The sequence below is a fragment of the Mycoplasma sp. 527 genome (assembly GCF_053851595.1).
In genome coordinates this window covers 59,686-75,127 of sequence record NZ_JBSQAY010000001.1, presented here as the reverse complement: position 1 = coordinate 75,127, position 15,442 = coordinate 59,686, and the positions used below count along the sequence as shown (strand labels likewise).

Here is a 15,442-nt window from a genome sequence, read left to right as displayed (position 1 = left end):
TTTTCCTTTCAATATGCAAAGACAATTAAATAATTCTTAATTTATATTTTTTTCTCTAATGATTTCGGTTAAACAGCTTCCTTACTATCAAATTTATAAAACAAAGAAAAAACTTTTAAATAATATTATTTATGCTGTTGTCAATGCTTTACAATTATACCTTATTTTTATTGTCAATAACTAATTATTTTCGCAGAAATATTTATTCAGCCAAATTAATCAATGGTTTATCATATTTAATTGTAAATTTATACATAAACTTCTTGATTTTTTTTGCAATATTACCTCTAGTATTATTTTTTTCTTGAATCACAAAAATTAATTTTTCGTATTTAGCATCGTATTTAATAGCCATTCATTCTCTTTGCTCAAAATTAAACTTTGCAACATACTTTGTATCACTATCCTTAAAATTTTTTCTAACATCTTCAATTGTGCTAACTTTTAATTGGGCAATTGAATCCTGCATATATAATTTAGTCTCAAAGTCAACAACATTTGATGGATGACAATCATAAACAAATTCACTAATAATCAATTTATTTGATAGGTCCAAATTTTGGTCACATATATCATCATATCTCATTTCTTGAGTTTGATAATAATTTAACATATCAACTAAAATATTAAAAAATAAAAATGCATCATACTTGATTTTTTTATCATTGCTAAAATAAACCTGATAATCTTCATTAAAAAACATAAAATCAGGTTTTTCTATATTTTTTGAATCAAATTTTCAACTAAAACCAAGGTTAATTTTATATTTATTAGCTATGTTTGTAATATTCTCCTTCTTACAAAGATTTGATGTAGCAATACTTTTTAGATTTTTAAAGTCATTGTTTGTATTTGTGTAATTATTAATAAAGGATAAATAATTTATCACAAGGTCAGAGATATCAACCAAATCATATTGAATAAAATATTTTTGTTTATTATTTCTTCTATATAAATAGACCTTTTCATAGTCAAACGAAAATTTAAAAATATAATCGACATTTTTAAGTAATGCAAGTTTAAAAATTGAAAATTTCAAATAATTAGGCTTATCAAGCTTAAATGTATCTTTTAAAACTGTATAAGCAATATCATTTTTTCCAAGAATTTTCTTAACAAATGAATCTTGTAGTGCACTGGAAATTACACCTATTTTGAGAATATGATTAGCGTTTTTAGTAAAGTTTTTACTTAAAAGAAAATCAGTGTATTCTTTTAATATTTTCCTAAAATTTAAATTACGCATTTGCGTATTGCTATCCTTAACTAAGTCTATTGATACTTTTGTATATTCGTCTAGAATATATTCAATTATTTTATGATTTAATGGTTCATTATTCTTACCATATAACGAAATAGCAAAATTATTATTATCATATTTATGAAGATATATGATGACCACAAAAGCTTCGCTAACACTGTTTGTAAATGAACAAAATGCTCTGCTAACAGGTTCATTTTTCTCATAACCATATGAGTCTATATGATCACCATTGATTTTTTCAATTAATTCATTTTCAAAAAAAGCTAAAAATTTATGGCTGCCATCATTTGCAATTAAAATTGATTTTTTATCCTTGCTAACATTAGATAAAACATTCTTAATAGCAAATCCTAATAATTTAATAGTAACCTCATTAAAGTTATCATATCCTGCCTTAATTTTAGCAATAATGTGATTGTTTCTACTAACGAAATTGCTATTTATTTTATTGTTTGTAGATTCATAGAAATTAGGAAATAATTTCAGCTTCATATTTTTTATCCTTTATTTTATAAGTTCTTCTAGCTTAACAAGAAATTCATCTATTGCTTGTTTTGGTGATATATCCCTTCTTATTTTTTCAATAAGGTTATTCTCAACTAATATTTTAATATATTCCCTAAATTTAGATTCTTTTATATCGATGAGATCACTAAAGGGGATCAGGTCATTATCAAAGATATTTTTTAAAACTAAATCATTCGCAATATTTGAATAGTTGTGTTTTTTTATCTCATTTTTAAAATTTTTTGTGGGAAAAATATAATCAAGTTGATAGCTCAAATATTCAATTGGCGTTAAATAAAGAGGCCTCCCATCAACAATTTGCTCATGCTTATTATTTTGATTATACATTCAATCTAAAAAAAGATTTATGACCTCATTTTTCGCGCCTACAGCCGATTTTATTGCAGAGAGAAATAAACCTTGGATAAAAAATGAGCCTTTTTTATCTTCTTTAGTTTTACGATGAGGCACATCTAAAATCAAAAAATCATCCTGATGATTTAAGAAATATTTTAAATTATACTTATATGCTCTGGTTGTTATTAACGTAAAAAGTTGGTCTTGTAGCCCTTCAATAGTTATTTTTTTTGTAACATCAATATCAATTTTTTTTGATTTTAGGGCAGTATAGAAGCTCATAAGAGTTTCTCTAAATTCCTCATACTCATTCCTATTTATTTTAAAAATATTGGCATAATCTATTTTAAAATCTTGATTGTATTTAAGAAAATAATTATTAAAGTCAGATCCAGCTTTTTTAAATAAGGTCTCAAAAATATAATTTTCGATATGTTTAACAAATAAAATACTTGTATTATCCTCATTAATTTCCATTTTTTTTATAAGATCAACAAACTCATTAAACATATCATCATAGCAAAGTATTTTATTACTTAAATAATTAATTAATTCCTCATTTTTTTTATCTGCAATAGTTGGTATAAAACTTCTTATTATATTAATAATTTTAAAATTTTTAAATCTAGCTAAAAAAGGTTCTGATGATTCTTTGATTTTGTCATAAATTAAATAAAAATAATTAATTAATAATCTTTTATTGACAATAAGCATCTCTGAACTAATACCAACAGGTAGGCTAAAAATTTCATTTCGATTATCAAAACCAAGACGATTATTATAATCTAAAATCTTTTTCTCAATATTACTCTTTTTTGCAATATCGGTTAGTTCAACTAATCGGTTATTATAATGAATAGCCGAAACAATAGAAGGGTAGGAAAGAATTAAGGAAGGTGTTCTACTATCTTTGATATTTAGCTCTAAAATAACTTTATTATTAATGTTTTTTTTGTCAAATGAGTTGCGAATTCTAATCTTGTGATTGGCATATTTTGAATCAAGGGTATCATTAAATTTATTAACTAACTCTACAATAGTGGCAAATGCTTTTTTTTCATGGGTTTCTACAAACGGAACCATTAAATTAACATTATCATCTTCGCTGACTTGACAAGAATTACAAAAAGCCACGCTAAGTGGCGAAAAAATCGTAGGAATAATTTTAAAAATTGTTTTCTTTGACATACTTATTATTTGATAATACGTGAGGAAATAACTCTTGCCGCAATAGTGCCGTCATTAGTTGCAGTTGTAATTTGTCTGATATCCTTAGCTACAACATCACCAACAGCAAAGATATTTTTGGATTGCGTCTCCATATTTTTATCAACTATTATAAAACCACGCTCATCTAACATTTCTTTGTTAGAAATAAACGATGTCGCAGCCTTAAAACCAATATAAGGAAAAACTGCCTTAATATTCATTTCTTGAATATTTCCATCAATTTTGACAATAATACTTTCTAATTTATCTTCACCTTGAAGTTTTAATATTTCAGAGTTATAATGAATATAAATATTTGCATGCTTTTTTGCATCGTTAATAATTTTTGCTTCAGCTCTAACTATGTCTCTTACAAAAATGTGCACCTCTGATGCGGTTGCTGCTAAAAAAGTCGATTCTTCAAATGCTGAGTTTCCACCACCAATAATTGCACATGGTTCATTTTTATATAAGGCGCCATCACATACAGCACAATAAGAAACTCCACGTCCCCTAAACTTCTCAATATTTTCAATTGATATTGGTACTAAATTAGCCATTCCACTAGCAATAACAACAACTTGTGCATAATACTCATCGCCGTTTTCTAAAATAACTAATTTTTCATTATCGCTAATGTTCCTAATTTCTACAACTTTTCCATAAATATATTTGGCCCCATTTTTTCTTGCTTGATTTAACATACTTGTTGCTAATTCAAAACCACTTATAAAATCAAAACCAGGATAGTTTTCAATCTTAGATTGTTGGGCGATTTTACCGCCGGGAACAGATGATTCAATAAAAGCTACATTATACTCATTTCTAGATAAATATAAAGCTGCTGTTAAACCAGCCGGACCTGCACCAATAATTAAAACATCAAATACTTTTTTCATTTTTCTCCTTTTTTAAAAAAATAAACATTAGTTTTTTAGGCTAACGTTATTTTTTGATCCTCTGCTTCTTTACGACTTAATAGATCTCTTCTTAATAGACCTTTGTTGCCATTTTTAGGTTCATAAACAATAAAGTAGAATATTTTATGAGTTCATTCTTTCTTATATTTATACACCTTATAAACATTAAAGTTTAGCTTAATTACAAATTCGAATAGAATTAATAAAACCGTACCAACGACCATATATAAAGCTGAAATTACCTTATAGATACCATAATTATCTTGACGTAATGGTTCCATTCCGAAACGTAGAATTCCATAAAAAATAATATATAATGCCCCAGTGGTTCCGGGTCTTAATCAGTTGTAATTGTTTAAAATTCAAACAAGCAAGATATAAGCAAATAAGTTAGCAATTGATTCATATAGGAATAATGGAAGACGATAGTGTCCATTAATAAACATATGGTCTCTAATCAACTTAGGTAATATCTTAAATGCAAACGATGTTTCAGACATAATTTGTCCATAAACTTCATGATTAGCAAAGTTTCCTCAACGACCGATAGCTTGACCAATGAAAACGGCAGGTAAAATAATAGAAAATGCTTTTCTTAAATTTATCCTCTTTGGATTTTTTGAAAATACAATGTATAATACACAACAAATTGTAGCAGTAATAACCCCACCATGAATAGATAAACCACCTTGTCATACATAAAATATTGTATATCAAGGCCCATTTGGTCATCCTCTATGTTCAATTAGTTGTTGAATGACAAAGATAAATCTCGCACCAACAATAGCGGTAGGCAGAGCAATAAAAATCAGAATTGCTAATTGCTCAAAGGAATATTTTTCTCTTCTTCAGAAATAAGCAACTGTCAGTATTGCACATATCATACCTAACATTAAAGTTAAAGAATATACGTGAAAAGGGCCAACTTGAAGACTAACGCCTGCATAATCCTTCATACTTTCTCCCTTCATAATAAAAAATAATAAAGAATTACTTATATATAATTTATATAAAATTATATTTTAATTTAATAAATTTTTATGATGATTTTAATATCTTACTTAAATACTGACCAGTATATGAGTAGCTAACATCAGCAACTTGTTCAGGTGTTCCAGTTGCAACGATATTGCCTCCATACTTACCTCCATCAGGGCCCAAATCAATAATATAGTCGGCACTCTTAATTACATCGAGGTTATGTTCAATAACTATAACTGTATCGCCATTATCGACAATTCTATTCAAAACATTCAATAAATTTTGTACGTCATAAGAATGAAGGCCAGTTGTTGGTTCATCTAAAATATATAACGATTTACCAGTAGGTTTCTTTTGCAAATAAGTTGCTAATTTAACTCGTTGTGCTTCGCCACCAGATAATGTTGTTGCATTTTGTCCGAGTTTTATGTATCCTAAACCCACATCAATTAATGTTTGCAATTGATCTCTAATTTTAGATTTTTGAATAAAGAATGTATATGCCTTTTCGATAGTCATATTTAGCACATCATTTATTGACTTTCCATGATATTTTACTTCAAGAGTTTCATAATTATATCTTTGACCATCACAGTGATCACATGTCACATATACATCGGGTAAAAAATGCATTTCAATTTTAATAACTCCATCACCCTCACATTTATCGCATCTACCTCCGGGTATATTAAATGAAAATCTTGATTTAGTAAATCCTCTAATTTTTGATTCTTCTAAATTAGCAAATATTTCTCTAATATCATCAAATACACCAGTATATGTAGCAGGATTAGATCTTGGTGTTCTCCCAATTGCACTTTGGTCAATTTTAATTAACTTATCGACTTCTAAAAATCCATTAATTTTTTCGTTTTTAACAAGGCTATAATAAGCCTTTCTATTCATCGTGTTTTCCAATTCCTTAACCAATTCTTGATTAATTAAGGAAGATTTACCAGACCCAGAAACACCAGTAATTGCAATAAATTTACCTAACGGAAATTTTAGCGTTATATTTTTTAGATTATTAGCAGTAGCTTTTTTTAATGTTAATACTTTACCATTACCAGAACGCCTTGATTTTGGCACCTTAATTTCAAGCTTTTTTGCAAGATATTGGCCAGTAATGCTCTCATTTGTACTCATTATTTTTTGAATATTGCCACTAGCAACAATTTCTCCACCGTATTCACCAGCTTTTGGACCAATATCAACTATAAAATCAGCATGTCTTATTGTATCTTCGTCATGTTCAACAACAATCAAGGAATTACCTAAATTAACCATTTTTCGCAATGAATTCAGTAATTTTTCATTATCTTTTTGGTGCAAACCAATTGAGGGTTCATCCAAAACATATAAAACGCCTGTTAAATTAGCACCAATCTGTGTTGCTAACCTAATTCTTTGAGCTTCACCGCCAGAAAGCGTTTCTGCTTTTCTATTTAGGGTTAAATATTGTAATCCAACATTGATAAGAAAATCTATTCTATGGTTTATTTCTTGCAAAATAAGATTAGTTATTTCTTTTTCGAGGTCAGTCATTATTATATTATTAATAAATTCTTTAAGTTCTTCAATGGACATATTGCATAATTCATATATATCCAAACCATTAATTTTAGTAGCAAGGGCAAATTTATTCAATCTTTTTCCGTAACATTCATCACATTGAGTATCAGACAAATAACGAGAATAATACATTCGCATTTCATTTGATGAAGTATCAAGGTATTTACGCTCAATTTTTTCACAAACACCTTCAATCCTTTTGTTACGTTCATATTTAATTCCATTTTCAGAAATAATAGTATAGGAAATTTCCTCCATCGAGCCATATTTTAAAATATTTATATGTTCCTTAGATAAATCACCTATTGGCACGTCTTTTGGAATACCATAGTATCCTAACATTCTATCAAATTCCTGCCACTCAAGATTGCGAGAATTAATAATATTTTTATAAATTAATATTGCACCTTCATTTATTGACATTGTTTTATCTGGACATATTAAATCTCATGATGCTTTTTGCAAGACACCAAGTCCCTTGCATTTATAACACATTCCATTTGGTGAGTTAAATGAAAAAAGTCGTGGTTCAATTTTTGGCATATTAAAATCGCCGTATTTACAGCTATGTGTTGTTGAATATGTGTTTATTTGTCCTCCAACAACCTCAATAGTCACCAATCCATTAGAATAAAATAAAGCAATCTCGACAGCCTCAGCAACACGTGACATTGTTTCTTTATCATTTGATAAACTAAAGCGGTCAATGATTAAGTCGATGTTTCACCTTTTATTCTTATCCAAAATTGGGTCTTTTTCTAGTTCCAAAATAGTACCATTAGCTTTTATTCTGAGAAAACCGTCCTTTTTTAGTTTTGCTAACGTAGTAGCAAAAGAGCCCTTTTGATTATTAATTATTGGAGATAATATAAATATTTTAGAACCCTCATTTTGCGACAAAACATAATTAATAATATCTCGGCTTTTTTGCGCTGTAATTTCAATTTTATGATTTGGACAATAAGGTTTTGCTATTCTTGCGTATAACAATCTCAAAAAATCATAAATTTCCGTTACTGTGCCAACAATACTACGAGGATTATTGTGGACCGTTTTTTGCTCAATAGAAATGGCAGGGCTCAATCCTTCAATACTATCCACATCAGGTTTTTTTGTTCCACCTAAAAATTGTTTAGCATAATTTGATAAGCTATCAACATACCTTCTTCTCCCCTCTTCATAGATGGTGTTGAATGCTAGCGAACTCTTTCCAGACCCTGAAAGCCCGGTGAAAACGACAAATTTATTTCTTGGTATTTCAAGATTAACATTTTTTAAATTATTTTCTCTTGCATTTTTAATAATAATATTATTATGTTTCATAATATAGAATTATATTAATAAATTAGTGTTTTTAAATAGTAAATAAAAAATTAAAAAATGAATATCTATAATAAAATGCGATATTCATGATGGATTGTTTGATTTCTAATTATTTAATAATGAATGTTTACCATTTTAAATTAAGAATATTTATTATCATATTTAAAAAAATAGACCATTTTTAGCTTAATTAAGGCCCATTTTTTTATATTTCTATAATACAAGCAAATAATGAAAATAATATATTATAAGAACTAACCTAATTTATTTCATCTTCATCTACTGTTTCTTGTTCTTGCTCTCTTGTTTTTTCTCTTCCTGACTTCTTTTCTCTATATATTTCAAGCACAGTTCTTATAAATGACTCATCTTCAAAGTCCGTAATGTTCATTGCGGGCACACCAGGAACAAAAGTTCCTTGTTTAACCTGAGCAACAAATTCCTTCAATGTTTGAACGATTTCTGCTTCATCAATTCCCATATCAATTAAAGGTTCAACGAAACTTTCTATAAATGCGTATCTCAAATCATCACGAGTTTGAATTTTTGAAGTATCAAAAGGCAAGTCTAAATCACCATTCTTAACTTTTTCAATCATTTCTTTCTCAGATTTTGCATATTTTTCAGGATTACTTAGAATTTCTTGAATTTTCTTTACATCATTATGTTCAGATTCTGATAATTCTTTCGAACCAAAAAAATTACCTATTGAACCCATATTAAGCAACTCATGGTCATTTAAACTAGGGGCAATGTATTCAAAGTATGACTGATATATTTTATCTTTACTTCTTCATTCAAAAATTGATGAAATTTCTTTAGATATGGTTGAAAGTTCTAATCTTGAAAGAAGACCGAAATCAAAAAATTCCGTCGTAGCTGAAACTTCCCCAAAGGAAGGAACAAGAGAACTATGGAAAGCATATACGTAATTATTATCATATAAAGATTTTGCTAGTTGCATACCAAAAACGCTTGTGTTTTTACTATTTTCGACCCTATTTGTTTTATTAAATTTTAATGAATGTTTTAATACCGCATCTGTGTTTTGTTTTAGCATAGCGCTAAATCTTTCGGCCAATGATACTCCGGCGTATTTAATGCCCTTCTTAAGAGTAAATTCAAACGAAACAACCGAAAAATCGGATAATATTGCTGTAAAATAATTTGATTTCTTATCAAGATATTCTATTTTTTTGAATAAAAAGTCATCAACATTGACAATCAAGCCTTTTTGAGCTCTTGTTTCAAAAGTTATTTCTCTAAGTTCTTTCTCATCGAATTCACTTGTATCAAAGATTGGATAATATGGATTCTTATTATATCCATAGAAAGATAGAATTAATCTACCCAATTCCTCAAATGTTAAATTATCAGATATAATTAGTTCTAACGGCTGATCTTCGCCCAAAAAGTCAACTAGTTTGACATTAGTTTCATTAAAAAAAGGAGATAATTTATTAATATTATTAACCTTTAAAATATAATTTTGTCCAATTCTTGTTACCTTCATTTTACTTCTCCTTTATAAATTCATGAAACATATATTTTCTTGTAATATTCTTTAATCGATATAAATAGTCCAAAATAGCTTCTCCTAACCCATTTTGTGCTACATCACTTGTAAAAAGTTTAGCAGTTTTTAATACTTCATTAGATGAATTATCCATTGCATATGAATAATCAGTAAGTTTTAACATCGGGGTATCATTATTACTATCTCCGATAGTCATAGCTTCTTTTAGCATTACTTCTTCATTGCTATAAATATTTTCAACCATTCATCTAACGGCACTTCCTTTATTAACTCCTAACGAATTAATTTCTATATTGCAATGGGTCACAATAATTTCCATTTTATCTTTTAGGTGTTTGATACTATCATATATTTTTTCATATAGTGTTGTTGATGGCTGATCGTCAATGGCATACAACTCAATTTTAATAGGTTTTATAAACTCACCTTTCCATAATTTAGGTATCATTTTCTTATTTTTGTCACTAACAAAATGATAATTTATAACCTCGTCAATTATAATCTTTTCATCTTTTAGATAAAAATAATTTTTGTCATCTCAAAAAATAACTTGTAAATTTAACTCATTTGCAATTTTAATTACTTCTTCTAAATAAGAGAATTCAATATTTCAACTCTTAATAATCTCTGCTTTTTTCACGTCATATATTTCAGCACCAGATGAACAAAGAAGATATCTCACATTTAGTCTTTTAGCTAAATTTAACATGCGCTCTTGCACCGGATTTCCGGTGCATATGTTAAAATCAGCACCATTATCAATAGCAAACCTAATATCATATTCGGTATCTGGTCTTAAATCAAAATTTCGATACAGCGTACCATCTACATCACTAAAAATAACAGGTTTTTTGTTATTAATTATTGCATACATTATTTAGCTCTTCCTTTCTTAGCTTTAAAAGCTATTTTCTTGCGCTTAACCAATATTGCTATTATTATATATAAAAATAATGCACTAAAGCTAATTGTGGGGACAACATATCCAACAATTTTCCACTTTTTATTGCTATCATTATTTTTATCATATTCTCTATTATAAAACCAATGGCCATATAGAACAATCTTGTTGCTACTAATATTTTTTAATTCCTCAATTTTTTTGGCTTCTTTTAAATATTTTTTCTTTGTTAACCAAGTTCAAACTAATATGGCTGCTTCAGGCAAGGGGAGTTTTTGACTTCTCAAAATTACTATCAATTTTTCATCATCATTTTTTGTTTTATTATAGTTATCAACAAGATCAATAAAATCCTTAGAAATATATTTTTTAGCAGTTATATTATTATCCAACGCTTGTGACTCTTTTGATGTTAAATCAGAACTTTCACCATTTATTTCTATTTTATCCAAGGCGTTTAACCCTTTTTCACTACCCCACTCAAAGAATGATTCATAAGTATAATCCTTATAAGAAATATTTTCATCTTTTACTTTTTTAGCCAAAAGAAAATCATCTCAATTAAGCTTTTCATATTTTTGTTTAATAGCACTAAATTCAAGGCTTTTATCTTCTTCAACTTGATTTTTATTTTTACATGAAACAACTAATGGTGCAGTTGCAAAAACAGGTAATGTAACTAATGATGATAGAAATATTTTTTTTTGCATTTTCTTCATAATTACAATAAATTTTATAATAATTAAGGCTATTTTTTGAATATTTGAAATAACCAAAAAATATTACATTATTTATGTTTAAATTATTAATAGCATTATTCTAAAAATAAGGAGGTAAAAATATGAATAATCTTTTAATTGCCTTGATTGTAATTAGTGCATTAGCACTAATAGGAATAGTTTCCACATTATCTTATTTAATCACACAAAGATTAAGAGCTGAAAAGGCAAAAACAAAAACTGAGGAAATTATAAAAAATGAAATCCAAAACCATCTAAATGAAATTAATAACCATATTGAAATAAAATTAGATAAGTTAGAACTAAATCAAAAAGCTTTTTTAGCTGAAATCATTGGTGATAAAATAAATAATTTAAAAAATGAATTAAACAAAACAATAAATGAATTTGGAAAGTCTTATAATGAAATAATCAACAATAATTTGGTTCGAATAGCTAGTGTTATAAAAGAAAGCAATAAGGTTCAAAATGAAGATCTAAATAAATTATCAAATGTTTTAAGAGAAAATGTTAATACAAGACTTGAAGATATAACTAAAAGAAATCGTGAGTGATTTGAAGAAATTAAAACAAAAATAGATAAACACTTTGAAGATAAATTAACAAAACAAATCAATGAACATTTTAATAATATCAAGAGCTCGATGGATGAAATGAACAAAGGCATGACTGAATTTAGCACTATTCAAAAAAGTGTTATTGATCTTAACAAAGCCTTCTCGAACAATAAAACTGTAGGAAATTTTGGCGAATTCTCATTAAGACAAATTTTAGAAAACCATTTTCCGTCACTTAAAAATAATCTCTGATTTGAGCAATATAAAATTGATCCAAAAAGTGATGAAAAAGTAGATTTTGTTATTAGGTCAAAAAATATTATTGATGCCAAAGAACAAGAAATCATTATTCCGATTGATAGCAAATTTCCTTTAGATACATGAAATAAATATATTGATAAGGAAAATGAAGTAGATAAAAAGGATGCTCTTAAAAAATTAAAAGATAAACTTAAAGAAATGGCTAAAAGTATTAGAGATAAATATATCAAGCCATATCATAATACTACACCTTTTGCCATATTATTTCTGCCATCTGAGAGCATACACCTAACATTAATTCAAGACAATAACTTTATACCCGCAATATTCAATGATTATAAAATATTAATAATAGGCCCAAGTTTTATGATGGCTTTTATATATAGTTACTCTGTTCAAAACCAAAATTATAGAGTTGCAAAAGATATTGAAAAAATTAAAGATTTATTTATCGAAATTCAAAATAAATACAATGCTGTTAATAACAATATTATTGATGGTTTAGATTCTATTGGACAAGCATCTAAAAAGATTGGAAAAGCATATAAATATACAAACGAAGTCATTAATAAAATTAGCAAAAACTCTAATGAATTAGGCATTCCTGCCCCCGTTATAAAGGAAACCACTGAAAAGAAGAAAAATAAAATAAATGCCCTAATTTCTGATGACATTTAAAAAAATAAAAAAATATGTTGCACATATTGTGCAGCATATTTTTCAAACTAAAATTATTTTGTAATCTTTGTTACAGTTCCGGCACCAACAGTTCTACCACCTTCACGGATTGAGAATCTTGTTCCTTCTTCAACAGCAATAGGTGCAATTAAAGTAACTTTTAATTCAACTGTATCCCCTGGCATAACCATTTCACGTTGTCCGATGAATGCAATTCCACCTGTAACGTCTGTTGTACGGAAGTAGAATTGTGGTTTATAGTTTTGGAAGAAAGGTGTGTGACGTCCACCTTCTTCTTTTTTAAGAACATAAACTGTAGCTTCAAATTCTGTGTGAGGAACGATTGTTTTAGGTTTTGCTAAAACTTGTCCACGTTCAATTTCTGATCTATCAATACCACGTAGTAATAAACCAGCATTATCCCCAGCTTGAGCTTCTTTTAGGTTCTTTCTAAACATTTCGATACCGGTAACAACTGTTTTCTTAGTTGGCTTTAATCCAACAATTTCAACTTCTTCGTTAAGTGATAAAACACCACGTTCAACTCTACCAGTTGCAACTGTTCCACGTCCTGTAATTGTGAAAACGTCTTCAATAGCCATTAAGAATGGTTTTTCTGTTTCACGTTTTGGTTCTTCAATGTATGTATCAACAGCATCCATTAAGTCCATAATTTGTTGCTCATAAGCGGCGTCGCCTTGTAATGCTTTAAGAGCTGAACCAGCAATAACAGGTGTATTGTCTCCATCGAAACCATATTCGTTTAGCAATCCACGGATATCCATTTCAACTAAACCAATCATTTCTTCTCTTTCATCATCACTAAACATATCAATTTTGTTTAGGAAAACAACAATTTTAGGAACACCAACTTGTTTTGCCAATAAAATGTGTTCACGTGTTTGAGGCATAGGACCATCAGTAGCAGCAACTACTAATATTGCACCATCCATTTGAGCGGCACCTGTAATCATATTTTTAACATAGTCAGCGTGACCTGGACAGTCAACGTGTGCATAGTGACGCTTTTCTGTTTGGTATTCGATGTGTGAGGTGTTAATTGTAATACCACGTGCTTTTTCTTCTGGGGCATTATCGATTGAAGCGTAATCTCTAGCTTCTGATAAACCTTTTTTAGATAAAACTGTTGCTATCGCAGCTGTTAATGTTGTTTTACCATGGTCAACGTGACCAATTGTTCCAACGTTAACGTGAGCTTTTGAACGGTCAAAATCTACTTTTGCCATTTTCTTTCCTTTCGAGTTAACTATATAAATTTTTAATTTTTTTATAGATATTAAAATCTTTAAGATTAAACGCGTTTAACCACCTAAGCATAGCCTTTCATCTATGTCCTGTCCAAATTAAGACGTTTAACATTGAATTTTAAAGTAAATAAGTAATGAAATAATTTTAACAAAAATAAAAATTTTTAAAATTTTTTTAAACTTTTATTATAAAAACTTTAAAAAAGTAATATAAATTTTTCAATTTAATTTAAGTCGTTTTTTCATTTTTAATTATCAAAAAATCACAAAATATAATAATACTAAATTAATAGCTATTAATTAGAATCTCTTAAAATTCTACCTAAAACTATTTGCAATTGTTCTAAAGGAACAGACTGTAGTACGCCATTTTCAGCAAGCGTTATACCACCGTTTTCTTCGCTAACAATTAATGTTGAAGCATCACTCATTTCAGAAATTCCCATTCCGGCGCGATGTCTTGCACCATATTTATTATCAATTGACTTCTTAGTTATTTTATAAAATGTAGCAACATAGTAAATTTTATTATTTCTTATAATAACCGCGCCATCATGTAAGGGGCTATGTTTATTAAAAATAGAAATTAAGATCGAAGAAGAAATATTCGCATCCAAAATAATTCCATCTGTTCTTAGTGGGTCTAAATTATCATTATTTTCAATTGTTATAATTGCACCAGTTTTTGTTGCCGAAAGCTTCTCTAGCGCTTCTCTCAATTGATAAATTATTCTAATTTTAGTTGAGCTTCCAAGACTCTTTTTAATAGACTTATTTTTCTTCTTAGCATTTACAATGTTAATAATATAATTAACTGATAAAACAACCGAAATAAAGATTACAAAAAATAAAATAATATATTCAACCATTAAAAACCTCATCTAATTTTATGAATTACCATTTGCTAATTTAATAATTATTATCAAGACAATGATTTGAATAATTATTACAAAAATAATTGCCAAAATTCTTCTTAGTTTACTAATTGGTTTTGCTTGTGTTGCCTGTGGAGAATCAGATCATCTATCGAACTCAATATATGTTTGATACTTCATTTGCAATTGTGTTTGTCTATTCTGGGCTTGCTTAATTATTTCCTTATTTCTTTCATCCATAATATTCATAAATCTCATCTTTTGAAAATAATTAAAAATTTCCATCTCAGAATAATACTTAAAAAATTTAGCATTCTTCTTATATGACTGAAATTCAGTAATGATTCTTGAGATATTATCGCTCTCAGGATCATAATTCAGGGTTCTTGTATCTTTTTGTTTTTGAGCCATCTTTCTCCTAACAATCAATAAATCATCATTTTAATATGTTTGATTATTAATTAAGATTATTTTATTATAATTACACATATA

Annotated in this window: 12 protein-coding genes; 1 reads left to right on the top strand and 11 read right to left on the bottom strand. The window is 27.9% G+C overall.

Going from position 1 to position 15,442, the window contains the following annotated elements; translation table 4 throughout:
- Positions 1-202 precede the first annotated feature (202 nt).
- The 8 genes from ACWXVQ_RS00365 to ACWXVQ_RS00330 form a co-directional block, all read right to left on the bottom strand.
- Complete coding sequence (locus ACWXVQ_RS00365) at positions 203-1,756, bottom strand: hypothetical protein (protein WP_456013176.1); 1,554 nt, start codon at positions 1,754-1,756, stop codon at positions 203-205.
- Positions 1,757-1,768: 12 nt separating this feature from the next.
- Positions 1,769-3,316, bottom strand: a complete 1,548-nt coding sequence (locus ACWXVQ_RS00360; RefSeq protein ID WP_456013175.1) for a hypothetical protein — start codon at positions 3,314-3,316, stop codon at positions 1,769-1,771.
- 5 nt (positions 3,317-3,321) lie between these two features.
- Positions 3,322-4,236, bottom strand: coding sequence for an NAD(P)/FAD-dependent oxidoreductase (locus ACWXVQ_RS00355; RefSeq protein ID WP_456013173.1), 915 nt, complete (start codon positions 4,234-4,236; stop codon positions 3,322-3,324).
- Positions 4,237-4,271: 35 nt separating this feature from the next.
- On the bottom strand, positions 4,272-5,228 hold the full coding sequence (lgt, locus tag ACWXVQ_RS00350) for a prolipoprotein diacylglyceryl transferase (RefSeq protein ID WP_456013171.1): 957 nt from the start codon (positions 5,226-5,228) through the stop codon (positions 4,272-4,274).
- Positions 5,229-5,295: 67 nt separating this feature from the next.
- Positions 5,296-8,133: an excinuclease ABC subunit UvrA gene (gene uvrA, locus ACWXVQ_RS00345; RefSeq protein ID WP_456013169.1), complete on the bottom strand. Its 2,838-nt coding sequence runs from the start codon at positions 8,131-8,133 to the stop codon at positions 5,296-5,298.
- A gap of 259 nt (positions 8,134-8,392) precedes the next feature.
- Complete coding sequence (locus ACWXVQ_RS00340; RefSeq protein ID WP_456013167.1) at positions 8,393-9,646, bottom strand: hypothetical protein; 1,254 nt, start codon at positions 9,644-9,646, stop codon at positions 8,393-8,395.
- 1 nt (position 9,647) lies between these two features.
- Positions 9,648-10,544 (bottom strand): Cof-type HAD-IIB family hydrolase, encoded by an 897-nt coding sequence (locus ACWXVQ_RS00335; RefSeq protein ID WP_456013166.1) that lies wholly within the window; start codon positions 10,542-10,544, stop codon positions 9,648-9,650.
- On the bottom strand, positions 10,544-11,290 hold the full coding sequence (locus ACWXVQ_RS00330) for a hypothetical protein (protein WP_456013165.1): 747 nt from the start codon (positions 11,288-11,290) through the stop codon (positions 10,544-10,546). Before ACWXVQ_RS00330 ends, ACWXVQ_RS00335 begins: the two co-directional genes overlap by 1 nt.
- 122 nt (positions 11,291-11,412) lie before the next feature.
- Between ACWXVQ_RS00330 and rmuC the strand changes: the two genes are divergently transcribed.
- Positions 11,413-12,807, top strand: coding sequence for a DNA recombination protein RmuC (gene rmuC / locus ACWXVQ_RS00325; RefSeq protein ID WP_456013164.1), 1,395 nt, complete (start codon positions 11,413-11,415; stop codon positions 12,805-12,807).
- Between the two features lie 53 nt (positions 12,808-12,860).
- Here the strand turns inward: rmuC and tuf are convergent, their stop codons facing one another.
- From tuf to ACWXVQ_RS00310, 3 genes are all read right to left on the bottom strand, one after another.
- Complete coding sequence (gene tuf / locus ACWXVQ_RS00320; protein ID WP_438340734.1) at positions 12,861-14,054, bottom strand: elongation factor Tu; 1,194 nt, start codon at positions 14,052-14,054, stop codon at positions 12,861-12,863.
- Between the two features lie 317 nt (positions 14,055-14,371).
- Positions 14,372-14,944 carry a diadenylate cyclase gene (locus ACWXVQ_RS00315; RefSeq protein ID WP_438340733.1) on the bottom strand — a complete coding sequence of 191 codons (573 nt, stop codon included), beginning with the start codon at positions 14,942-14,944 and terminating at the stop codon, positions 14,372-14,374.
- Between the two features lie 18 nt (positions 14,945-14,962).
- Positions 14,963-15,361: a hypothetical protein gene (locus tag ACWXVQ_RS00310; RefSeq protein ID WP_456013162.1), complete on the bottom strand. Its 399-nt coding sequence runs from the start codon at positions 15,359-15,361 to the stop codon at positions 14,963-14,965.
- Between the last annotated feature and the right edge of the window lie 81 nt (positions 15,362-15,442).